The sequence below is a fragment of the Pseudomonas quercus genome, assembly GCF_012033695.1.
Classification (GTDB): domain Bacteria; phylum Pseudomonadota; class Gammaproteobacteria; order Pseudomonadales; family Pseudomonadaceae; genus Aquipseudomonas; species Aquipseudomonas quercus.
The window spans coordinates 100,173-122,939 of record NZ_JAAVJI010000008.1; the positions used below are offsets into that span (position 1 = coordinate 100,173).

The 22,767-nt window shown below is 61.3% G+C and carries 22 protein-coding genes; 5 read left to right on the forward strand and 17 right to left on the reverse strand.

The window, feature by feature from the left end; translation table 11 throughout:
• Positions 1 to 21 precede the first annotated feature (21 nt).
• The gene (locus HBH25_RS14300; RefSeq protein ID WP_168084588.1) at positions 22 to 552 is read left to right on the forward strand and encodes a sterol desaturase family protein; all 531 of its coding nucleotides are present in this window, start codon (positions 22 to 24) and stop codon (positions 550 to 552) included.
• Here HBH25_RS14300 and HBH25_RS14305 read toward each other — a convergent pair.
• From HBH25_RS14305 to fni, 5 genes are read right to left on the reverse strand one after another with little or no spacing between them, the layout of a single operon-like run.
• Entirely contained in the window at positions 506 to 1,429 is a 924-nt protein-coding gene (locus HBH25_RS14305; RefSeq protein ID WP_168084589.1) for a phytoene/squalene synthase family protein, read from the reverse strand. The two genes, HBH25_RS14300 and HBH25_RS14305, sit on opposite strands and share 47 nt — an antisense overlap.
• Positions 1,426 to 2,916, reverse strand: a complete 1,491-nt coding sequence (locus HBH25_RS14310; protein ID WP_168084590.1) for a phytoene desaturase — start codon at positions 2,914 to 2,916, stop codon at positions 1,426 to 1,428. Before HBH25_RS14310 ends, HBH25_RS14305 begins: the two co-directional genes overlap by 4 nt.
• Positions 2,913 to 4,082 (reverse strand): lycopene beta-cyclase CrtY, encoded by a 1,170-nt coding sequence (gene crtY / locus HBH25_RS14315; protein ID WP_168084591.1) that lies wholly within the window; start codon positions 4,080 to 4,082, stop codon positions 2,913 to 2,915. The genes HBH25_RS14310 and crtY overlap by 4 nt, the downstream gene beginning before the upstream one ends.
• The gene (locus tag HBH25_RS14320) at positions 4,079 to 5,359 is read right to left on the reverse strand and encodes a glycosyltransferase (RefSeq protein ID WP_168084592.1); all 1,281 of its coding nucleotides are present in this window, start codon (positions 5,357 to 5,359) and stop codon (positions 4,079 to 4,081) included. The genes crtY and HBH25_RS14320 overlap by 4 nt, the downstream gene beginning before the upstream one ends.
• Positions 5,356 to 6,399, reverse strand: a complete 1,044-nt coding sequence (fni, locus tag HBH25_RS14325; RefSeq protein WP_168084593.1) for a type 2 isopentenyl-diphosphate Delta-isomerase — start codon at positions 6,397 to 6,399, stop codon at positions 5,356 to 5,358. The genes HBH25_RS14320 and fni overlap by 4 nt, the downstream gene beginning before the upstream one ends.
• Before the next feature lie 262 nt (positions 6,400 to 6,661).
• On the opposite strand from fni, the gene HBH25_RS14330 reads away from it, so the two are divergent.
• Positions 6,662 to 7,564, forward strand: a complete 903-nt coding sequence (locus HBH25_RS14330) for a polyprenyl synthetase family protein (RefSeq protein WP_229631948.1) — start codon at positions 6,662 to 6,664, stop codon at positions 7,562 to 7,564.
• A gap of 42 nt (positions 7,565 to 7,606) precedes the next feature.
• On the opposite strand, the gene HBH25_RS14335 is transcribed toward HBH25_RS14330, so the two are convergent.
• The 5 genes from HBH25_RS14335 to HBH25_RS14355 form a co-directional block, all read right to left on the reverse strand.
• On the reverse strand, positions 7,607 to 8,071 hold the full coding sequence (locus tag HBH25_RS14335; protein WP_168084594.1) for an FAD/FMN-containing dehydrogenase: 465 nt from the start codon (positions 8,069 to 8,071) through the stop codon (positions 7,607 to 7,609).
• Between the two features lie 117 nt (positions 8,072 to 8,188).
• Positions 8,189 to 8,380, reverse strand: coding sequence for a carbon storage regulator CsrA (gene csrA, locus HBH25_RS14340; protein WP_168084595.1), 192 nt, complete (start codon positions 8,378 to 8,380; stop codon positions 8,189 to 8,191).
• Positions 8,381 to 8,652: 272 nt separating this feature from the next.
• The gene (locus HBH25_RS14345) at positions 8,653 to 8,883 is read right to left on the reverse strand and encodes a hypothetical protein (RefSeq protein ID WP_168084596.1); all 231 of its coding nucleotides are present in this window, start codon (positions 8,881 to 8,883) and stop codon (positions 8,653 to 8,655) included.
• A 13-nt stretch (positions 8,884 to 8,896) separates the two neighbouring features.
• Positions 8,897 to 10,720 carry a glycoside hydrolase family 15 protein gene (locus HBH25_RS14350; RefSeq protein WP_168084597.1) on the reverse strand — a complete coding sequence of 608 codons (1,824 nt, stop codon included), beginning with the start codon at positions 10,718 to 10,720 and terminating at the stop codon, positions 8,897 to 8,899.
• Positions 10,713 to 11,513, reverse strand: coding sequence for an SDR family oxidoreductase (locus HBH25_RS14355; RefSeq protein ID WP_168084598.1), 801 nt, complete (start codon positions 11,511 to 11,513; stop codon positions 10,713 to 10,715). The genes HBH25_RS14350 and HBH25_RS14355 overlap by 8 nt, the downstream gene beginning before the upstream one ends.
• Before the next feature lie 118 nt (positions 11,514 to 11,631).
• Between HBH25_RS14355 and HBH25_RS14360 the strand changes: the two genes are divergently transcribed.
• Positions 11,632 to 11,784: a hypothetical protein gene (locus HBH25_RS14360; protein ID WP_168084599.1), complete on the forward strand. Its 153-nt coding sequence runs from the start codon at positions 11,632 to 11,634 to the stop codon at positions 11,782 to 11,784.
• Between the two features lie 43 nt (positions 11,785 to 11,827).
• On the opposite strand, the gene HBH25_RS14365 is transcribed toward HBH25_RS14360, so the two are convergent.
• On the reverse strand, positions 11,828 to 12,877 hold the full coding sequence (locus HBH25_RS14365; protein ID WP_168084600.1) for a DNA topoisomerase IB: 1,050 nt from the start codon (positions 12,875 to 12,877) through the stop codon (positions 11,828 to 11,830).
• 174 nt (positions 12,878 to 13,051) lie between these two features.
• Here HBH25_RS14365 and HBH25_RS14370 point away from each other — a divergent pair, with 174 nt between their 5' ends.
• Entirely contained in the window at positions 13,052 to 13,678 is a 627-nt protein-coding gene (locus tag HBH25_RS14370; RefSeq protein ID WP_168084601.1) for a response regulator transcription factor, read from the forward strand.
• Complete coding sequence (locus HBH25_RS14375) at positions 13,672 to 17,331, forward strand: ATP-binding protein (RefSeq protein ID WP_168084602.1); 3,660 nt, start codon at positions 13,672 to 13,674, stop codon at positions 17,329 to 17,331. Before HBH25_RS14370 ends, HBH25_RS14375 begins: the two co-directional genes overlap by 7 nt.
• Here HBH25_RS14375 and HBH25_RS14380 read toward each other — a convergent pair.
• The 6 genes from HBH25_RS14380 to HBH25_RS14405 all read right to left on the reverse strand — a co-directional run bounded on the left by HBH25_RS14380 (position 17,255) and on the right by HBH25_RS14405 (position 22,689).
• Entirely contained in the window at positions 17,255 to 17,710 is a 456-nt protein-coding gene (locus HBH25_RS14380; RefSeq protein ID WP_168084603.1) for a metallophosphoesterase family protein, read from the reverse strand. The two genes, HBH25_RS14375 and HBH25_RS14380, sit on opposite strands and share 77 nt — an antisense overlap.
• Positions 17,711 to 17,731: 21 nt before the next feature.
• Positions 17,732 to 18,577, reverse strand: a complete 846-nt coding sequence (locus HBH25_RS14385; protein ID WP_168084604.1) for a CopD family protein — start codon at positions 18,575 to 18,577, stop codon at positions 17,732 to 17,734.
• A gap of 81 nt (positions 18,578 to 18,658) precedes the next feature.
• Entirely contained in the window at positions 18,659 to 19,627 is a 969-nt protein-coding gene (locus HBH25_RS14390) for an NAD(P)-dependent oxidoreductase (RefSeq protein WP_168084605.1), read from the reverse strand.
• Between the two features lie 13 nt (positions 19,628 to 19,640).
• Entirely contained in the window at positions 19,641 to 20,930 is a 1,290-nt protein-coding gene (locus HBH25_RS14395) for an MFS transporter (protein WP_168084606.1), read from the reverse strand.
• A gap of 33 nt (positions 20,931 to 20,963) precedes the next feature.
• The gene (locus tag HBH25_RS14400; protein ID WP_168084607.1) at positions 20,964 to 21,914 is read right to left on the reverse strand and encodes a sugar kinase; all 951 of its coding nucleotides are present in this window, start codon (positions 21,912 to 21,914) and stop codon (positions 20,964 to 20,966) included.
• Positions 21,907 to 22,689, reverse strand: a complete 783-nt coding sequence (locus tag HBH25_RS14405) for a sugar phosphate isomerase/epimerase family protein (RefSeq protein WP_168084684.1) — start codon at positions 22,687 to 22,689, stop codon at positions 21,907 to 21,909. Before HBH25_RS14405 ends, HBH25_RS14400 begins: the two co-directional genes overlap by 8 nt.
• Positions 22,690 to 22,767 lie beyond the last annotated feature (78 nt).

Genomic DNA, 22,767 nt, shown 5'->3' on the forward strand with positions numbered 1-22,767 from the left:
GGCCTGTCGAGGAGTAAGCAGATGGTCGAGACACTCATAGTGCTGGTCACCGTGGTGGCAATGGAGGTGTTCTCCGTGTATGCCCACAAGTACATCATGCACGGCTGGGGATGGGGCTGGCACAAGTCCCACCATGAGCCGCGGACCGGGTGGTTCGAGCGAAATGACCTGTATGCAATCGTGTTTGCCGGGCTGGCGATCGTGTTGATCGCGCTGGGCACCCGTGGCATGTGGCCTTTGCAGTGGATAGGCGCCGGCATGACCGCGTACGGCGCGTTGTATTTCATCGCCCACGATGGCCTTGTTCACCGCCGCTGGCCTTTGCGCTACCTGCCACGCAAAGGTTACCTCAAGCGCTTGTACCAGGCGCACCGGCTTCACCATGCCGTGGGTAGCAAAGACGGGTGCGTATCCTTTGGCTTCCTGTATGCGCCACCGGTGGCAGTACTCAAGCAGCAGTTGAAGCGCGGAAGGTCAGGTGCAACCGGCAGCAAGCCTCCTTTGGCTACACAAAGCGCGCCAGGTGCTCAGGGCGAGGTGGATGGTCAGTAACCCGCGCCCTGCCGGCCACGTAGGCCGCCTTGCCTAACAACACCACTTTTTCGGCTGTATGGGTCCCTTGGCGCCGGTCCCAGGCCGCAGCACCAGCAGCACGTACTTTCAAGCCAATGGCCCGGTACACTTCCAGCGCAGTCGCTACCGCCCAGGCGCTACGCGGCGGCAACGCCCCAATGCCAGCAATGGCTGAAGTGTAATAGGGCTCTGCGGCGTCCACCAGGCGCTTGGCAAGTACGGCCAGGGCAAGGCGGTGGGCAGGCGCGGCCAGTGTGTCAGCGCACAGGTTCATTTCCCTGAGCCACTGTGCCGGCAGGTAGCACCGCCCCACACGTGCGTCTTCGACGAGGTCCCGGGCAATATTGGTCAACTGGAAGGCCAGGCCCAGGTCGCAGGCACGGGCTAGCGTCGCGGGCGCGGTCACACCCATCACTTGGGCCATCATCAGGCCTACTACCCCGGCCACGTGGTAGCAGTACTCCAAGGTGTCGTCCAAGGTTTCATAGCGGCGGCCTGCCACGTCCATGGCAAAGCCCTCCAAATGGGCAAACGCATGGCGCTGTTCTATGCCATGGGCCTGGGCCACGGCCTGGAACGCTGCAAAAGCAGGGTCGCTCATGGGCTCGCCGCGGTAGGCGGCGGCGGTGGCGTCTTTAAGACCTTCGAGCCTGGCCAAGGCTTCGCCGGCAGGCGGCACATGGCCGTTGTGCCCCAGTGCCTGGCCATCGATCACGTCGTCACAGTGCCGGCACCAGGTGTACAACAGCAATGCACTGCGTTGGGTGGCTGGGTCAAACAACCTGGACGCCGCCGCAAAGCTTTTGGACCCCTGCTTCATGGTAGTGCTGGCATGGTCCAGCAATGCTTGGTTCATGAACGCAGGTCCTCTAGCATCAAACGCGCCGTGGCTTTAGCCGAACCGATCACCCCCGGTACGCCCGCCCCTGGGTGTGTACCCGCCCCGACCAGGTACAGGTTGGGAATCTCCGCATCGCGGTTGTGCGGGCGGAACCATGCACTTTGACGAAGCAGGGGTTCCAGGGAAAAGGCCGAGCCCAAGTGCGCGCCTAATTCATCGCGAAAATCTTCTGGGGTAAACATCCGGCTGGTGACCAAATGGCTGCGTAGGCCCGGTAGGTAACGCGCTTCCAGGTAATCGAAAATGCGCTCGCGCAGGCGTGGGCCTTCCACTTGCCAATCCAAAGGTGCATTGCCCAAGTGAGGCACAGGCGCCAGTACATAATGGGCGCTGCAGCCAGGCGGGGCGAGGGAAGGGTCCGTCACGCACGGTGCATGCAGGTAGAGGGAAAAGTCATCGGCCAGTTGCTTTCCGTGGAAAATCTCCTGGATGAGCGCCTGGTAACGTGCGCCAAAGCACACCGTATGGTGCGCCTGGCCAGGCTCCAGTCTGTTCAAGCCGAAATACAGTACAAACAGTGAGTTACTGGCACGCTTGCCTTCCAATGTCCTGCCATGGCGGCGACCTCGGGGGTGCCCGGCCAGTAGGTCTTTGTAGGTGTTCACCACGTCGGCATTGGACGCCAGTGCCACCGCAGGGATCTGGCGGCCGTCGACCAGGCGCACACCACTTACCCGGCCGTCACAGGTTTCGATCTCGCTTACCTTGGCGTTGAGTTCCAGCTGGCCGCCCAGGTCCTTGAACAAGCGAACCATGGCCTGTACCAGCGCGCCGGTGCCGCCTTTTGGAAACCACACGCCCCATTCCCGCTCCAGTGCGTGAATAAGCGTGTAGATGGAAGACGCCGCAAACGGGTTGCCGCCTACCAGCAGCGCATGAAACGAAAACGCCTGGCGCAGGCGTTCGTCCTGGATGAATTTCGACACCATGCTGTACACGCTTCGCCAGGCCTGAAGCTTGGCTAAGGCGGGGCCTGCACGAAGCATATCCTTGAAGGACAGGAACGGTACGGTGCCCAGCTTGAGGTAGCCCTCCTCGAACACCGCCCGTGAATAGTCTAGAAAACGCCGGTAGCCCGCCACGTCAGCAGGGTTGAAGCGATGGATCTGCTGCTCGAGTGCTACCTGGTCGTTGGCATAATCGAAGCGGCTGCCGTCCTCCCAGCACAGACGATAGAAGGGCGTAACGGGTAGCAGCTCCACGTAATCGGCCATGCGCTTGCCACTGAGGGTAAACAGTTCCTCGATGGCCGTGGGGTCGGTGATCACAGTAGGCCCTGCATCGAAAACAAAGCCTTCGTCTTCGTAGACGTAAGCGCGCCCACCGGGTTTGTCCCGTGCTTCGAGTAGCAGGGTCTGCTGCCCACCGGCTTGAAGGCGGATGGCCAGGGCCAGGCCACCAAAGCCGGCACCTGTTACCACGGTCACTGGAGTGTCTGTCATCGGTTTTCCTGTACGGAGGGTGCATTAGCAAGCATGGCTTTGACAGCAGGTATCAGGGGCACGGGAGGCTTGCCCATCAGCAGGCGCGCTTTGTCCGTAGCCCGCAGTTGGCCGGCGTAGAAGCGTTGGATCAGGCCAGGGGCCAAGCGGTGGAAGCGCTCCAGCACCCGCCAGCGGTCTTCAGGCCGGCCGGCCAGGAAGAGCATACGGTTGAGCAGCCGGAAAAAGCGCTGGCGCTGCCACAGGGTACGCCGATAACGATACAGAAGCGGCTGCAGGGTGTCTGCGGCCACGTCAGGTACCGCCGCCACCCAATCGGCCAGGCGCACAGCCTCAGGCAAGGAGTAGCCGGTGACCGGATGGAACAGCCCGGCGCGCAGGCCGCTCCGGGCTACGCCGTGCCCTTGGCCGTAGAAGGCATCGAAATGGCCGCCTAACGTGATAGGCAGGCGGCCTTGTTCCTCGCGGATCACCTGGGTCACTGTCCAGCTCTGCTGGCGGGCGTATGCCTCGATGCGTTGGCGCAAGAGGGCAGGGTCCACGTTGCCGCTGTCACTGTAATAGGTGTCTTCGATCAGCAGGCGGTCTTCAGCCAGCGGCAGTACATACACGAATCGGTAGCCGTCGTGCTGTGGAACCGTAGCGTCCATCACAATGGGCCGTGTGAGGCCATGTGGCGCCGCCAATAGCACTTCCTGGCCCAGGAAGCTCTGGTAGCCTAGCCACAGGTGGTCGCTGGGGGCCAGGCCCCGGCCGTCGAACACGGCGCGGGCATACAGGGTTTCACCCGTCTCCAGCTGTACCGTATCAGGCGTCAACCGCCGTACAACGGCGCCCGTGATGAGCTGACGCCCTAGGGCCTGTGTCAGCACCTGGGCGAACTGACTACCGCTGACGGTGCAGTAATGGCCCTCGAACGCCCGCTGCAGGGCAGGGAATCGTACTTCGTACCCTGGCCAGGTGTGGGTGACCAAGGGTTCGACCCACTGCCACTGTTGCGTGCTCAAGTCGCTTTTGTGAAAGGACCAGGTGTGGTCCAGGCCCAGCACAGGTGCCTGCTCGATCACGAGTACATTCAGGTCTGGGCGCACTTGGCCCAGCCGCCAGGCCAGCAGGCCATTGGCAAGCCCTGCGCCGACCAGGATAAGGTCCCATGCGGGCTTCATGGTGTTGCCTCGCTGTACACGGGGCGGCGGCTTGCTACCGCGCTCTCGATAAGGGTGGCTGCGCGTGCGGCCCCGCCTGCGGCCTGACGCTGGGCCTCAAGCACCGCAAGGGCGCCTTGATAGCGGGAGGCGTCGAGCACCGTGGCCAGCCGACGGGCCAGGACCTGCCAAGGGCTACGGTGCCAGGCCTGCACGCCCACCCCGGCCTGTTGCACACGGGCGGCAACACCAGGCTGGTCGAAGGCGATGGGCAGCGCGAGAATAGGTGTGCCCGCAGCAATGGCGTCCATCACGGTATTGAGCCCGCCGTGGCTGATCACGGCGCTGGCCTGGCGCAGCACAGTGGGTTGGTGGGCGAAGTCGGTCACCCAGGTGGCACCCAGGTGGTGAAGACGCTGAGCCTGAGCGGGCGCTAACCCACCACAGTGGGCGACCAGCAGTTGCACATCTAGCGCCCTGCAGGCCTTGGTAATGCGCTTGAACAGGCCATACCGATCCCCTTGCAGCGTTCCGAGCGAGGCAAACACGAAGGGCTGGCCAGGGTCTATGGGCCAACGGGAGGCTTCGGTGCCGTGATCGGATGAACGCAATGGGCCTACGTGGTGGAAACACGCGGGTAACGCTTTACGGGGGAATTCCAGGCCGGGTAGCGTCTGGCTGACCTGCACGAGGCCTGACAGGCACTCGTGAAGGCCCTCTCGTGGCGGCAGGCCAAACGCCTTCGCCCGCGCAGCCACCACACGCCTATGGGGCGCCATGAGCGCGTCGTATACCCGCGCGGAGGTGTCATACAGGGTGCGCGTACGCGGGTCTTCACCCCACTTGAAGGGCATCACGGCCAAGGGCACCCCAGGTTCCCTGTTAACGGGCAGGGCACAGGCTACAGATACGAAAGGCAGGCCAAGCGCCTCGGCCACCAGCCCACCGGCGGCTTCCATCTGGTCGCAGATCAGCGCATCTATACCCAGCGCCGTAACCGCTTTAGGCAACTCGTCGCAGAGCATGGCTGTGCTCGCAGCCAGGTCACGGATCACGCGGTGTATGGAGAGCCCGGAGGGCCGGGCGGCATGGCGCAAGGCGTTAGCCAGGCTGCCCACGGGGTGAGTGTTCAAGCCCAAAGGATGAAACCCGATGGTGCTGTCCTGGATAAGCGCGCCCGCTTCGACCTGCTGAAAAAAGGTGACGTGGTGCCCGCGCTGGATCAACGCAGCCGCCAGGGCTTGCATGGCCTGAAAATGACTGAACAAAGGCGGCGCGACCACGCCAAAGTGGCTCACAGGGACGCGACCTCCCGTACCAGGGGCACCTGACGCAGCTGTGCAAGGTTAGCTGAGCTGGTACAGAAACAGGCAATCTGTAACTGGCGAAGGGCGATCTGGAAGTGTTCGATAACCGCTGCTGGAGACTGGGTCGCGGCCTCCAGTACGGCCGCTGCCTGGCCTACGATGTCAGCGCCCAAGGCAATGGCTTTGGCCATGTCGACACCGTTGCTGATACCACCTGACGCAATGAGCGGCATGTGAGGCAGGCGCTGGCGTACTGCCTGCAACGCCTCAGCCGTAGGAACGCCCCAATTGCTGAACGCAGCCGCTATGGCCCGTTGCGCTGGCGTAGTAGCGCGCTCGGCTTCTACCGCCGCCCAGTGGGTTCCGCCAAGGCCAGCAATATCCAGGCACGCAGCCCCGGCCTGGGCCAATTGGCTGGCCACGGCCGCGCTAAGCCCACTGCCCACTTCCTTGATAACCAGGGGCACTTCCAGCTGCAGGGCGGCCTGTGCAATGGCATCGACCGTGCCGCGCCAGTCCGTGTCGCCGCCTGGCTGTACAGCCTCTTGGAGCGGGTTGAGGTGGATGATCAAACCATCAGCCTCGATCATATCCACGGCTCGCCGGGCTAGGTCCAGGCCCTGAGGTGTTCGAAGTTGCGCGCCGCCCAGATTGCCCAGTAGCACAATGTCAGGCGCACGCTGGCGAAGTGCGCGGGTAAGCCCATGGTCGAAGCCTGTTTGCAAGGCGACCCGTTGGGAGCCCACGGCCATGGCAACGCCCAAATGCTGGGCAGCTTCGGCCAGGTTGAGGTTGATGTCCTGGGCGCGGACTGCGCCACCTGTCATCGAACTGATCAACACCGGCGCCTTCAGTGGCTTGCCTAGGAAGGTGGTGCTCAGGTCGATAGCTTCCAGGTCCAGCTCAGGGAGGGCGCAGTGCTCGAAGCGCCATTGTGAGAAACCGGTACGCCCCTGGCTGATGGCACGGGTGGGGTCGAGCACAATTTCCAGGTGGTCGTTCTTTCGGTCTAGCAAATCGCCAGGGTTCATCGCGGCTCCGGGAGCGTTCCAGGTTTTCCACTGTCAGTTATGCAGGGTCAGCTATTTTGTAGAAGGTTGGTATAGTGTCCGCGCGCTGTTAAGGCAGCGGCCGACAGAATGCGTTCCCCCCAGGATGCAGTAACCTTGAAATTTTTGTGGTCGATACTCGGCTTGCGCCAGGCCCGACAGGGTGAGCCCCAGGCCTACCTCAGGCATGCAGATTACCGCCTTGCCTATAACATAGCTGCTACAGCCCAAAAGGATTGCACGCATGAGCCCAAACAACCTCGCACAGCTCGACGAACAATCTTCCTGCGCGTGGGGCGGAATGCGTGAGGCTGTGAACGCGCGCCTCAAAGTGCTCTTGCCTGAGCCAGGCGACCATCATGAGTTGCTTACAGCTGCCATGCGGGAAAGCACGCTGGCGCCTGGCAAACGCATTCGGCCCTTGCTCCTGCTACTGGCTGCCCAAGGGCTGGGGGAGTCTCGGCCTGCCGTGGTGGACATGGCGTGTGCGGTGGAAATGGTCCATGCCGCCTCACTGGTACTGGACGACCTGCCCTGCATGGACAACGCCAAGCTGCGCCGTGGCAAGCCCACGCTGCATTTGAGCTTTGGTGAGGACGTTGCCATCCTAGCGGCTATTGCGTTGCTCAGCCGCGCGTTTGGCCTGCTCGCCAGCCTGGACATCGAACCTGACCGGCGTGCAGCGCTAGTGGCCGAGTTGTCTCGTGCTGTGGGTAGCCAAGGCCTGGTGAGGGGTCAATATGAGGACCTTCGCGAAGGCCGCGGCGCGCGCAGCGCAGATGCCATCGCCCGTACAAACGAACTCAAGACCGCCGTGTTGTTCGATGCCACGCTGCAAATGGCCGCCATCGCTGCGGGCGCCGATCATGGCACACGGCAAGCACTCGGTGCCTTCGCGCTGGAACTTGGCCAGGCCTTCCAGCTCCTGGACGACCTTCAGGACGGTGCAAAGAGCGACGCTTCGATCGGCAAAGACGTAGGCAAGGATGCTGGCAAATCCACCCTGGTAGCGGTGCTCGGCTGCCAAGGCGTCAAGGCCCGCCTGCGTCAACATGTGCGTAATGCTGACCAGCTCCTAGGCAAGGTTTACGCACCTGAGCAAGGGGTGCGGTTGTTCGTGAGCGAGTTGTTTGCCCGCTTCGGCTGAGAGGCGCGCCACGTGCTCGCGATTCCACATTAGGTAGCGTGCCTAGAGCGCTTCAAGTGCCTTTCGTAGCTCACCAGAGTCACTGAACTGACGCTGGGCGGCCAGCTTGCCATCGCGCACCTCCAGCCACTGCACACCCTCGCGTGAACCTTCGTAGCGGGGCGCTACGCGGCCCTCAGCGTCCAGCAGAATGCGGTACTGGGCAGATCGCATAGCCGGAACCGCGAAAGCTCGGGCAACAGCCGGCATGCGCTCTATGTCAGCAATGTAGGCTGTGTGCCGTCCTTCCAGGTAACCCTTTGAGGATGCCTCCAAAGCTGCGTTGACCAATCGCGCCGCCGACATGCTGCGTGCGATCAGCAATACGCGAGTATCGCTCGTGAGGGTGAAAGGCTGATCGAATTGATCGAGCAAGGTCCAAGGCGTGATGGGATCGCCTGGCTGCAACGCAAGGGCGGAACCGCTGGCACAGGTAAGGGTAAGGGCGAGGGTAACACGCTTGAGCATGGGTAGGCCTGGCATGAAGGACGTGGGCCTGGCCGGGCGGGAGCCCGGCCTAGAGAAGCGACGTTAGGAGTAAGCCGCAGAGTGTCTGGCCCAAAGAGAGTATCGTGTGTTGAGGAATCAGAGGTCGGTCTTGCCTGGCGCTGGCGTTCCGGCTTGAATCCGTTTGAAGATCTCTTCACGATGAACCTGCACGTCCTTGGGTGCATCGATGCCGATGCGAACCTGCATACCCTTTACGCCAAGGATGGTGATCTTGATGTCGTCATTGATGACGATGCTTTCGCCGACCTTTCGGGTGAGTATCAGCATTTAATGCTCCTTGAGTCTTGCTAAATATCCGGTCTGTCGACGCACATGCGACGCTTGAACTGTAAAGACGCGGGTTGGACAGTTTAATTCCGTATTAATCCTTCGCCCTGTGAAGAAAAGTACTACAAGAGGAGGCGTGATAACGGACGTGGAGTATCGCCTGTAACCCGCCGCTGCGCCTAGACGGGTAAGGCGTTAAAACATGAAAACTTAGTAAAACCCTTACGCGTTTGGCCGGTGAGCTGGATCAAAAGGGCAAAGGGCCGGGCTCACTAAGGAAGCTCGCACGCTTTTGCAGCCTCAACGCCCGAGGCGCTGAGCTTGACCGGATAAACCATCTTATCGTCCTCAGGCGTATGAATCAGCCCCTTGTCTCGAAGCGTTTGCACGCAGAGCTGCACCTGCTCGGCACCCCGATGGTCATCGAGAATTTCTTTGCCCAAACCTTTAGGGTGGGCATGAAGCAGGCGCGTCAGTATTACTCTTTCAAGTTCGCTTTGCATGGTGAATTCCTCATCAAGGTTGCCAGGTGCTGTTGTCGCCAGTGAGTTTGCGATCCAGGAACGTTGCGGCGCTGATCAACGCCAAGTGACTGAGTGCCTGTGGCGTGTTGCCCAAGTGACGACCGTTACGGTCGAACTCCTCGGCATATAGGTTCAGGGGGTTGGCATAGCGCAGCAGTTGCTCGAATTCAAGGTGAGCCTTGTCCAGTTGCCCAGCCCGAGCCAGGCATTCTATGTACCAGAAGGAACAGGCTGTAAAAGCACCTTCTTCGCCGCTGAGGCCATCGGTACCCTCAGTGTTACGGTAACGGTAGACCATCCCATCCCGAACCAGATCGCGTTCGATCACTTCCAGGGTGGCGAGCCAGCGCGGGTCAGTTGCGCCTACAAACCGGAACAGCGGCATCAGCAGCATGGCTGCATCTACCTCCGTACTCCCTAACCTTTGAACGAAATGCCCCGCGTCTGCATTCCAGAAGTTATTCCAGATATCTTTATGTATAGCCTGGCGGGTCTGGTCCCACTGTTCGAAGGGAGCAGGCAATGAGCGCTTGTAGGCAAGCCGTATGGCACGGTCCACGGCCACCCAACACATGAGCCGAGAATGCAGGAAGTGTTGCGGCGGCCCGCGCATTTCCCAGATACCTACATCGGTTGTGTTCCATTGCTCGCACAACCGGTTTACAAGCACTTGGCAATTTTCCCAGCCCTCGTGAGAAATGGCCTCGCCGTACTTGTTGGCCAGGTACACGGCGTCCATCAGCTCGCCATAGATATCCAGCTGCTTCTGCTCGTAGGCTTGATTGCCAATGCGTACAGGGCGTGAGGCCAAATGGCCAGCCAGGTGGTCAAGGTGTTCTTCGGGAAATTCCTTTTCACCGCCAATGCCGTACACGATGCGCAAGGGAGAAGGTTCCCCAGAGCAAGAGCTCACCCGCCTACGCACCCACTGCACGAAGGCATTGGCTTCATCATTGAAGCCCAGGCGCATAAAGGCGTACACCGTAAAGGAAGCATCGCGAATCCAGCAGTAGCGATAATCCCAATTGCGTTCACCCCCCGGCAACTCTGGCAAGCCGAAGGTGGCCGCTGCGAGAATGCCGCCTTCAGTACGAGAAGTGAGCAGCTTGAGCACCAGTGCAGAACGCTCCACACTTTCACGCCAGCGGCCCCGGTAGTTGCTTTTACGCAGCCAGTGCCGCCAGAACGTGAGTGTTTCATCCAGCAAGCAATCCAGGTTGCTGGGCTCAACCCGTTCGTCGTCAGCATTACCGAATACGAAATCCACCGTTTGCCCGGCCTGGAGTTCGAATTCGGCGATGGCCGTGTGATCGTCCAGTTCGAGCGGCACGTTACCCGTGATACGGACCGAAGGCTGACCTGCCGCACTGAAGACAATGCCATTGCCATCCGCTTCAGCATGGGTGTCCGCGCGGCTATAGTCGTGGCGCACCCTGCAACGCATGCGAATAAGCGACGCGCCAGTGATGACTTTGACCCTACGTAGCAACAGAGGCGGAAGGGCAGGGTCCGCTACCACCGGCATCAGGTCAGTGACTTCCACTACCGCATCGCGGCTCAGCCAGCGGGTGCGCAGCACGTTACTGCCGGGCAGATAGATCTGAAGGCGCCGGGCATCTGGCAATCGCGGTGCAAGGTCGAATACGCCAGCTGCAGGCGTATCCAGCAATGCAGTGAAGAGGGACGGGCTGTCAAACTCGGGCCAGCACAGGTAATCGATACTGCCCGTGTCGGCGACGAGCGCGATGGCGCGCATATTGCCGATCACACCGTGGCGTTGTATCGGTACCTGGGCGGTTTTACGGGCATCATCCATTGTTGCGGAACTCCGGATACAGGCTCATGCCGCCATCCACGAACAACGTGGTCCCGTGTACATAATCGGACAGGTCCGAGGCCAGCCATACAATGGCATTGGCGACGTCCTCCGGCTCACCCACCCTGCCATAAGGCACCAGGGTGAGCAGCTTTTTCTCAGCATCGCCCTGTGTTGCCTTCTCATTAATGGCAGTGCGGATCGCACCTGGGGCAATGCCATTGACGCGAATGCGGAGTTCGCCAACTTCCTGAGCCAGGGTACGCATCAGAAGGTCCACACCTCCTTTGGACGCGGCGTAGTTAGCATGGCCGGCCCAAGGAATGACCTGATGCACGGAGCTCATGTGAATGATCTTGCCCAGTGCTCGGGAAACGGTTCTGCTCTGGCCTTGCTTCTTGAATTGGCGTAGTGCTGCGCGGGCACACAAAAACTGCCCTGTGAGGTTGACATCAATCACGGTGCGCCAATCTTCCAGACTCATTTCGGTGATAGGCGCATCTTTTTGCAAGCCCGAGTTGGCCACAAGAATATCCAAAGCGCCAAACTCTGAAATGGCGGCGGCGAACAGTTGTTCTACGTCCGCTTCCTGGCTCACATCCCCACCAACGGCTATTGCCTGGCCACCTTCGTCCCGAATCGATTGGGCGAGGGCCTCGGCGGGCTCGGCATGACGGTTGTAGTTGATCACCACCGCCGCGCCGGCTTCTGCCAGTGCCTTGGCCGCCGCATAGCCTAGGCCGGAGCTTGCGCCTGTGACCAATGCCACTTGTTTGTCTAGGGAGATCTGCATGTGAACGTTGCCTTTCAAAAGTCACTTTTATGAGGACTGGCGAGCACGCTGATGAGTTCAGCTCAAACTTTCTTCATGTTTGCGTTGCCAAACCTTAGGACCCTTTGGAGAAACGGCCATGACACAACACTCTGAGCGAGAAGACCTGAACCATAACCCCGACGAGGCTACCAAAGTGGGCGAAACCCACAAGAAGCTCAATGAGCAAGGGGAGGCGCAGCGGCCTGAAAACAAGAATGAGCCGGGGAATGCACCGGTACCCACACAATAGGCGTGCTGAGGTACCTGGTTTTTCAAGCCAGGTACCGCCCCCCTCAGCCTGCCTTACGCGCAGGCGCTTCGGTGACGTCGACTAAGTTTTCTAAAAAGGTAGCCAGCGCAACTTCTTCCAGCCTCAAGCCTTTGCGCTGTCGAGGCTTGGGTAGCTTCGCCAGCTCACCCAGCACAAACCGTTCAAGAACCGCTGGGTGAATGTAACAGCGGCGGCACACCGCCGGCGTATTGCCCAATTGCCGAGACACTTGCTTGACCATGTCCACAATATGTTTTTTTGCGTCAGGCTCAGGTTGCCAGTGAAGCTCCCGTAGCATGGCCAAGGCCAGCGCACTGCCGGCCCAGGTACGGTAGTCCTTGGCGGTAAAATCACTGCCGTGTAGCCCCTTGAGGTATTCGTTTACATCGTGGGAGCTGACATGGTGACGCTCCCCTTCGTCATCCAAGTACTGGAACAGGTGCTGGCCGGGCAAGTCCATGCAGCGCTTGATGATGCGAGCCAGCCGTTTGTCTTTCAGGCTTATCTGATGCTCAACGCCGCTTTTGCCTCGAAACTGGAAAGCGATCGCACTGCCCTTTACCGCAACGTGTTCGTTGAGCAAGGTCGTCAACCCGTAGGAATGGTTGTCACGGGCATATTGGCTATTGCCGACGCGAATCAAGGTGGCATCGAGCAGCGAAATCACCGTCGCCATGACTTTGTTGCGGGATAGCCCAGGGGTGGCCAAGTGCTCTTCCAGCTGACGCCGCACCATGGGCAGGCTTTTGCCAAAAGCCAGCATGCGCGCGTATTTGTTCTCGTCCCGCACTTCTCGCCAGCGCTCGTGGTAACGGTACTGCTTGCGCCCCCGGGCATCACGGCCGGTCGCTTGAAGGTGGCCGCAGGGGTCTGGGCAGATCCACACGTCCTCATAGGCCGGCGGGATGGCCAACGCATTGATGCGTTGTACCTCATCGGCAGCGGTGATGCGCTCGCCATCCGGGCGGTAGTAGGCAAACTTGCCCCTAAGCTTACGCCGCCGGATGCCCGGCTGGCTGTCATCGACATAGTGCAGGTCTGGGGGGAGGTCAGATAAAGCGATGTCCGGCATGGCGGGTGTCCTTCAGGGCTTGATAGATGGACCGCGCCATCGCCCTCAATGCTCCCTGGCAGAAAATTTCCTCCTTTCCTACAAATCACTCGGACACGTCCTACAGACCCACTGGGTACGCCGCCATGATAATGCACTCCTGAAAAAATAGACGACAGCGCCAAGGAGGTGGACATGTACCGGGCCATGATCGTCGATGATCACCCCTTCATTCGGGCAAGCGTGGGGTTGTTGCTCAGCCAGGACGGCATTGAGGTGGCGGGTGAAACAGACAACGGTCGTGAGGCGTTGCAGATCGCCCGGGAGCTTACCCCTGACCTGGCCATTGTCGATATCTCCATGCCCTTGCTCGATGGCCTCACCGTCATCCAGCGGCTGCATAGCCTGCGCCTCCCTACCAGGGTACTCGTCCTGAGCTCCATGCCGGCGGAGTTCTACTCGTTGCGGTGCATGAAGGCGGGTGCCTGCGGGTTCGTGGCCAAGAACAACGAGCTGATGGAGTTGCGCAAGGCTGTACGCGCCGTGCGCGCCGGCTACAGCTACTTCCCAGACGTGACGTTCAGCAGCGTGCGCCGCCAGGATGCGCTACGCAGCGAGCGGGAATGCCTGGCAGAACTCAGCGACCGGGAAATCCTGGTGCTGCACCACCTGGCCAAGGGATACACCAATCGGCTGATAGGTGAACACCTTGCCCTAAGCGCCAAGACAGTAAGCAGTTACAAGTACCGCCTCATGGAGAAGCTGGGCGTACCCTCCGTGGTGGCACTGGCGGAAATCGCCCGGAGGCATCACCTGTGCTGACCCGAACGCAGCGCCTGAACAGGCGCCTTGTGATACTGATTCTGGCCTTGATTGCAGGGCTGGCCACACCCCTGGCGTGTGCTCAAGGCCCTCTGTTGCATTCCCGCCTTTCAGGTGCCACGGCTGATGCGGTGAAGCTTGAGCTGCCCGATGACGATCGTCGCTGGCTATGGCGCCGGCGCACGTTGAGGTTGGGCGTGACCCGAATAGACTCTCCCCCACTGGGTATGCTCGGCAACGGCCAGCACTATGAAGGCATCACTGCCGAATACGTGAACATGCTGTCCGAGGCGCTTCGCCTGCAGGTTGACGTCGTACCTTTTGACACGCGCGACCAAGCGCTGGGGGCGCTTCGCGCGGGTGATATTGACCTGCTTGCGGGGGGCAGCGGCACAGACGAGGTAGTGGAGGGGGTGCTACGCAGCCAGCCCTATACCACTGATGAGCCGGTTCTGGTACAGCGCGTAGATGCAGCCGGCATGGACGCCAGGGAGCGCACGCCTGTTCTGGTCGTTCCAGGCGACTACCTGTCGGTCGCCACTGCCTCCGGGCTGGCACCGGGGTATCAGGTGCAGGCCACGCCGTCATTGCTCACCGGCCTCGCCGCCGTTGCATTGGGCCAAGCCGATGCCGTGATCGCCAATGCGTCGACAGTGGCCGCCCAGCTGGCCCAAAGCCCATTGGCCGGGCGAGAGCAGGTCAGTTTTCTCCCCCCAAGGCCTGAGGGTGTGGCCTTTCTTGTACGTGACAGCGAACACCGCTTGCTCAAACTTATCAACGTTGCCCTGGCGGCAGTCAGCGACACCTGGAAACGTCAGGTGATCGAGACGTGGAGCCGTGGCGCTGCCAGGCTCAGTGAGGCTCAGCCGTTGACAGTGGATGCTACCGCCCGCCATTGGGTCGCCGCCCATCCACAGGTAAGTGTGGGCTACCTCAAGGAATTCGCACCCTTGAGTTTCGAAAATGAGGCAGGGCAGTTCAAGGGCTTGGCGGCCGACCTCCTGGCACGCATCGGTCAGCGCACCGGGATCAATTTCGTGCCAGTGCCCATGGCCTCACACGGAGCCCTCGTAGAAGCGCTGGAGGAAGGTAGCGTAGACCTGGGTGCGACCATGGCGTTCGACGCAGAGCACGAGCCTGGCCTACGCCTCGGCCGCTCGTGGATAAGCACGGTACCCGTGCTCGTCACCGCCGACACCACGCTACCCCATGAGCCTCTGGCCGAATGGGAGGGGCAGGTCATCGCTGTCCCGGCATCACTGGGCCTTCACCACACCCTTGCTCAGCAATGGCCCGGTATCCGCTGGCAGCTGCAGGATTCGGCACGCCATGCCCTTGAACAGGTCATCAGCCGCCGAGCTGCGGGGGCCGTGCTGCCTTATCTGCAAGCTCAGGCCATGCTGGCGGGCAGTTCGGGCAAGGCCTTACGTATCGGCGCCGTCGTCCCCGTCACGCCTCGGCGCTATGCCTTCGCAGCAGGGCCAGGCCAGCAGCCACTGCTGGACATTCTGGACCAGGCATTGCTGGGTTTCGAGCCTACGGTATTGGCCAACATGGCAAGGCGCTGGCGCAGCGAGATCCACATTGAGCCGGAGTGGCCCAGCCAGGCACGCTGGCTGGTGCCTGCCTTCACGCTGGCCGGGGCCATGCTGTTGATGGCCGTGGTCTGGATTCGTCTGCTTCGGCGCCAGATCCGGCGCCGAAGAATGGCCGAGCAGGCCTTGACCGATCAACTGGAGTTTACCCAGGTCATGATCGACGGTACGCCACACCCCGTATATGTGCGTGACCAGCAAGGCCGCCTGCGCGATTGCAACGCCAGCTACCTGGCCGCCCTCGGGGTGGAGCGTGCAGACGTTATCGGCCAGGCGGTGACCCGTATTCCCTTGGTTGACGACCAGGCACGTGAATATGAAGCCTTGTACCGTCAGGTGATCGCCGACGGGCAGCCCATTGTCGAGGATCGCCAACTGCGCCTTCGCAATGGTCAGCAACTGACGGTATTTCATTGGATGCTGCCGTACCGAGCCAGCAATGGCGAAATCATGGGGCTGATCGGTGGGTGGATCGACATCACCGAGCGCCAGCGGCTGTACGATGCCCTGGAAAGTGCCAAGGAAGAGGCGGATGCGGCCAACCGGGCCAAGTCTCGCTTCCTGGCCACCGCTAGCCATGAAATCCGCACACCGATGAATGCCGTGCTAGGCATGCTGGAACTGGCGCTGCGAAAAGCTCAGACCGGCGAACTGGATACCCTGGCCATCAAGGTGGCCTCGGAGTCGGCCAGTGGGCTTCTGGAACTGCTCAACGATATTCTTGACATCAGCCGGATGGAGTCAGGCCACCTGACGCTCAACCCACGCCCTGTGGAGGTGGATGCATTGGCACGGCAGGTGGTGCAGTTATACGATGCCAAGGCGCGCGAGAAGGCCCTCGCACTGCGGTTGGATATAAAGCCCTGTGACGGTTGGAGCGCATTGCTCGATCCGCTTCGTTTCCAGCAGGTGCTGGGTAACCTGCTCAGCAATGCCATCAAATTTACGCGCAAGGGTAGCGTTACGGTCAGCCTGAGCGCTGAAACGGTGGGCAACGAGCGGCTGGTGCGCCTGGTGGTGGAAGACACCGGCATCGGTATTCCCCAAGCAGACCTACGCCACCTGTGCAAGCCGTATCAGCAGGCGGGTAACCATCAAATGTCAGGCCGCTCCGGTGCAGGCCTGGGCCTGTCCATCAGCCAGCACCTGTGCCGGATCATGGGTGGCGGCCTAGAGTTGTTCAGCCAGGAAGGCAAAGGCAGCCGGGTAGAAGCCTGCCTGCGCCTGCCGGTGTGTGACGCGGTCAACCCGGATACGCCTGCCCCAGCCCAGAACGTTGCCCAGACCCCCATGAGCGTGCTGGTGGTGGATGACCACGAGCCTAATCGCCTGCTTCTTGCGCAACAGCTCTACTACCTGGGCCACCGCGTTACAGTTGCGGTGGACGGTGCCCATGGCCTGCGTGAGTGGTGCAGCCGCGGCGGCTTCGATGTGGTGATCTGCGACTGCGCAATGCCGGGCCTGGACGGTTACGACCTGGCGCGGGCCATACGCCTGGAAGAGCAACGCAAGGGCTTGCCCCGGTGTCGGTTGCTGGCGTGTACAGCAGACACCAGCGGCGACCAGCGTGCACGTACCCGTGATGCCGGCATTGATGAGTGCTTGGGTAAACCTCTGGGGCTGGAGGCACTGGCGGCGGCGTTGGCGCCTGCGTTGCCGGCCAGTGTGCAGGCGCAACCACCCCTGGTGCACGATGGCCCGGATGCGTTGCGGGTACTGGCCGGGGGATGCTCGGCCTCCGCACGGCGGTTGCGTGACAGCCTGTTGCAAGCGCTCGCACAGGATTACCAGCGGTTGAAAGGGTTGCCAACGGCTTCCCCTGAGGTGGACGACGTGGTGCATCGGGTAAAGGGCGGTGCAAGGATCGTCGGTGCCAGGCCCTTGGTGGAATGCTGCGAGGCCATGGAGCGAGGGGAAGGTACGGTGGCCAGGTTGCTCACGGAAATCGAGCGGCTGCAACGCCACCTTCGCGCCATGACCTTTAATCAAGCCGTTGAAGATGTACCTGTGGCCCTTGAGGCCCGAGCGTCAGCAGCGCGACCGAAACCGGCAGCTTGAAGCGTCGGGGGCCAGCACTGCCGGGGTTGATGTACATCACGTCACCACGTTGTTCAATCAGCGGCTTGTGCGAGTGCCCGGTGATTACGAGGGTAGTGCCTGCCGGTAGCGGGTCGGGCACATCCGCCATCTCGTGGGTAAGGAAAATGACTGTGTCGTTCAATGTGAACTGTTCGTAGTCTGCCAATGGCTCGGCCCACGGTAGGCCACGGTCGTTGTTGCCGCGCACCACGGTCAACGGGGCAATAAGCCTCAACTGATCAAGAATCTCCGGTTTGCCGATATCGCCTGCGTGGATCAGGTGGTCGCAACCGGCCAATGCCACTTGGGCTTCAGCGCGTAGCAGGCCATGGGTGTCTGCAATCAAGCCAATCAGCACATCGCTGCTCCTGTACAGGTATCAAACGGTAGGCGGCAGAGTGCCAAGCAGTGCTACCGCCAGCAGGGCGACGGCCCCACAGCCCCATTCGAGTACCAATGTCAGCCGCAGGTTCGAGGGTGCTGCCGTTAAGGCATGCTGGCGGTGCCGCAAGGCCAGGCCCAGCATACAGGCAACTGCGGCCAGCTTTACAAGCAGCGTCGTCGAGTAAAGGTTCATGCCTGGGAGCAGTGTGCCGGTGATGGCCCACAGGCTCACCAGCCCGGTAAGGGCCAGCACGCCTACCAGGAACACGCCATAGCGGCCGAATGCCAAGGCAAGCTGGGCCGGTTTCAAGCCCGCCGGCTTGACCGCCACCCAACACAGCAACGCCAAACCGCCCAGCCAGCCACCTGTCGCAGCCAGGTGCAGTAATTGATTGAGTGAGAGCAAGGTCCCTGCCAGGCCACCCACCATGGTCGTATGGCCCACTGGGGCAAGGGTAGCAATCGCCAACGTGGCCAGGCCAAGGGCTACCCTGGGCGAACGCTGGCCGGGCAGCCGCCACCACACCAGTTGCAGCAGGCAGATCACCACGTGAACGGCCCATACATGGCCAAAGCTTGTACTCAGCAACAGGGTGCGCAAGGTCGTGCCTTGAATGCCGGTGTGCCAGCCCCCTGTAAAGCTTGCGCTGGTGGCCAGTAACCAGCCGACGCTGGTAAGAAAGGCCACCAGCGCCACCAGGCACAGCACAGGGTCCATGCGCCGGCGCAGTGCTGGCAATTCAGGTGCGCCCTTCAGCAGCAAGGGGCGGAACAGGGCAATGCCGAACAGTGTGAGCACAGCAAAATAGTGGAAAAAACGAAGTACAACCAGAGCAGTCATGGCAGGGGCAGGTCCAGCCGGTAGGGCGGGCTACTCTACCAGCCAGGGCCTGAAGGGCCAAACACCTGCAGGCGCAGGCTGTCAGGGCACTTGGTTTGCCGGATCCAGCGGTGGGTTGCCAGCCAACACTGCCAACAGGTTGTCCACGGCGCAAGCCGCCATGGCCTCTCGGGTTTCGTGGGTGGCCGATCCGATGTGCGGCGTAGCCACCACATTAGGCAAGCGTAGCAAGGGCGAGTCGGGTTCCAAAGGTTCGCGCATGAACACGTCCAGCCCGGCACCTCGTATCTCACCCGCTTGCAGTGCAGCGATCAGCGCCTGCTCGTCCACAACCGGGCCTCGGGCGATATTGATCAAAATGGCGCTGGGCTTCATCGTTGCCAGTTCCCGTTTGCCGATCAGGCCGCGGGTGGCGTCGGTCAGGGGCAGGGTGAGGCATACGAAGTCAGCCACCCCCAGCAGCTCATCCAGCGAGCAGTGGCGGGCGCCAAACCGATCGTCCACGTCAGCGCGAGGCCGATGGCTGTGATACACCACAGGCATGTCGAACCCGAAGTGGCCCCGCTGGGCCAGCGCCTGCCCGATACGGCCCATGCCTACTATGCCCAGGGTCTTGCCGTGAATGTCGGTGCCAAAGTGCGCGGGCCCCAGGCTGGCTGTCCATTCACCCGCCTTCACCCATTGCGCCAGCTCCACTACGCGACGGGCCGCCGCCATCAATAGCGCGAACCCGGTATCCGCCGTGGTGTTGGTCAGCACGTTCGGTGTATGGGTCAGCTGGATGCCACGCTGGGTAAGCGCCGGTATATCGTAATTGTCGACGCCTACCGATACGCTGGAAATCACTTCCAGCTGGGGCGCCAGGTCCAGCAGGCCTGCGTCGATGCGCAGGCTGGCGCCCAACAGGCCATGGGCCGTTGGCAGCGCCTGGCGCAATGCCTCCAGGCCTGCCCCTTTTACATCATCGACGTAGGTGACTCGGGCAGCCGCTTCCAGGCGCGATTTCAAAGGTTCAGACAGGGCCTTGTAGACCACAACGTGCTTTTTCATAGCAGTACCTTGTTTAAACGTGAGCGGTGTGTGCAGGTGCCGGGGCGGCAATCACGGGGGAGGCGCGTGTGCGCAGGCACAGGGTAAGCACCGCCGAGATGGCCAGTGCCCCGCTCATGAACAGGTAGGAGGCTGACGGGCTTCCGGTACTGCCATTGAGGTAGCCCACTATCCAGGACCCCGCGAAAGACCCCAGTGCGCCCATGCTGTTGATCAGGGCCATGGCGCCACCCGCTACATTGCCCGGTAGAATTTCCGGCACGATGGCGAAAAAAGGGCCATAGGGTGCGTACATGCAGGCCCCTGCCAGCGTAAGCAGGGCGTAGGACCACCAGAAGTGCGTGTTGCCCAAAGCGTACGACCCGTAGAATGCCAAGGCGGCCAACAGCAGAGGTGGCCATACGAAGTGCTTGCGCACTTGCAGCCGGTCCGAGCCCCATGAACACAGAATCATCCCGACCACGGCGGCCAAGTAGGGCAGGGCGGACAACCAACCTGCCTCAACCATGTCCATGGACTGGCCTTTTTTCAGAATGGACGGCAGCCAGATCACGAAACCGTACACCCCGATGCTCCAGCAGAAATACTGTGCCGACAGCAGGATCACCTTGGGCGAGCGAAACGCCTGAGCGTAGTTTTTCATGGGTTTGAGGCCTTGTTGCTCGGCCGCCAAGGCACTTTCCAGTGCTGCTCTGTCCTCGTTTTTCAACCAGCTCGCCTGGGCCGGGCGCTCGTCGGCCAGTTTCCACCACACAAAGGCCCAGATCACCGCCGGCAGCCCTTCGATGATGAACATCCAGCGCCAGGAATAGTGTTGCACCAGGTAGCCCGACACCACGGACATCCACAGCATGGTCACCGGGTTGCCCAGGATCAGAAACGTATTGGCACGTGAGCGTTCGGCCCGGGTGAACCAATGGCAGAGGTACACCAGCATGGCAGGCATCACGACAGCTTCGACCACCCCTAGGAGGAAGCGGATTGCCACCAGCCAGTAGGCGTCTGTGACCATGCCAGTGAGGCTCGCCAGCCCACCCCATAAGATCAGGCTGACGAAAATCAGCTTCTTGACGCTGCGCTTTTCCGCATAGATCGCACCAGGCACTTGGAAAAAGAAGTAGCCCAGGAAAAACAAGGCCCCTAGCAACGACGACATGCCTGGGGTGATGCTGAGGTCTTCGGCCATGCCGGAAGCTGCGGCAAAGCCGTAGTTGGCGCGGTCCAGGTAGGCCAGGCTGTAAGTAATGAACACCACCGGCATCAGGTACCACCAGCGACGGCTGGCCAGTTTCAACGTACTCATGATCACACTCCGCTTGTTATTGTCGTTCGGTGTCTACAACTCGAGTATGGGCCGGGCGGCATCGAGCTGTGCCTTGAGCGGCAAGCCCTCCATGTCGCCCTGGCTTTGTACTGCCAGGCTGCCTACCCAATTGCCTCGGCGTACGGCCTGGGCAAAACCCTGGCCTTCGAGCAGCGCACTGATGACGCCCACGGCAAAACCATCACCGGCACCCACGGTGTCCACTACCCGGTCCACCGTAAAGCCAGCCACCACCCCTTCTTGCTGGGCAGTACGGAAGTAGGCGCCCTCGGGCCCCAACTTGATGGCGACCGCTTCCACGCCGTGGTCCAGGTACCAGGCCGCAATATCGGCTGGTGCTTCCTGTCCCGTGAGGAGGCGGCCCTCGGCCAGCCCTGGCAGTACCCAATGGGCCTGGCAAGCGAGTTCATTGACGGTAGCAACCATAGTGTGCGAATCGGGCCACAGCGACGGGCGCAGGTTGGGGTCGAAGGACACACTGTGCCCGGCGGCGCGCATTTGGGCGATCAGGTAGCTCGATACCTCTTTGGCGCTGGCCGATAGCGCCGGGGGAATACCCGTGGCATGCAAGTGGCGAGCGGTGAGCAGGGAAGGGTCCACGTCACTGACGCTCAATGCGCTGGCGGCGGAATTGCGACGGAAATACTCCACTGTGGGGTCTCGCCCGTCCTCCTCGCTGGATTTCAACTGGAAGCCGGTGGGCCGTTGTGAGTCGGTACGTACGAACCGACAATCCAACCCTTCCTGTATCAGGCTGTCCTGTACGAACCGGCCCAGCGAATCGGCCCCCACCCGGCTGAGCCAGGCTACATTCAGGCCCAGGCGTGCCAGCCCGATGGCCACATTGTTGTCAGCGCCGGCGATGCGTTTGTGAAAACGCCCCACCTTGGCAAGGTCGCCGTATTCTTCGGCCACGAACATGGCCATGGTTTCACCAAAGCCGAGCATGTCGTAATCAGGCATGAGCGCGGGCCTCCGCAGTGTGCAGCATGGCCAGTTCCGCCACGCGACGGGTGACCTCTGCGGCCAGGTCCTCACCCTGCAGCGGGTATTCGATTGCTCGGGTAATTCCCTTGGGAAAACGACCCAGCAGATCAAACCAGGCATCCAGATCACAGGCCTGTGGTGGCAGCGCAATCAGCTTGCCGGCGGCGTTGAGCCGAACAGCCTTGCAGTGCAGGTATTCCACGCGGTGCCCCAATTGGTCAGCGGCCGCTAGTACAGATTGCCCTTGCCACAGCCAGTTGCCGATGTCGAACGTCATACCCACGGGCACGGAGCGGGCCTGCGCACCTGCGAAGAATTCCACCAGTGGCTCGATACGGCCGCCTTGGACGGTCTGGTCGTTTTCTACCAACAGGTGTACCGGGGATTCAGCCAACAGCGTGGCCAATGCCGTGAAGTCGGCTTGCGGGGTGAAGTGCCCCAGCGACACCTTGAGCCAGATCGCACCGGCAGCATGGGCTTGGCCTAGAACATCAGGCAATGCTGAATTAGGGGTAGGGGCACCGGCCTGCCAGAGCTCAAGCGTGGAGGAGTACACCAGTTTGAGCTGATGCCGGGTGGCCAACGCGGCATAGGCACTCAAGTCCGGTGAGGGTTCCAGTAATTCCTCGCGCAGCTCAATGTGAGTAGCACCGGCCTGCGCCACCTGTTCGAAATACGACGCCTGCCCACAGTGGCGGACGGTGTCCGCGCCAAAACTGGACAGGCTGATAGCAACGGGTTGCTTCATTATTGTTCTCCTGTTGAAACCGGTTTCATTTTAAGACGTGGTGTGGCGTGTGGCGCCCGGTGTAGCGGTAGAGCGGCGAAC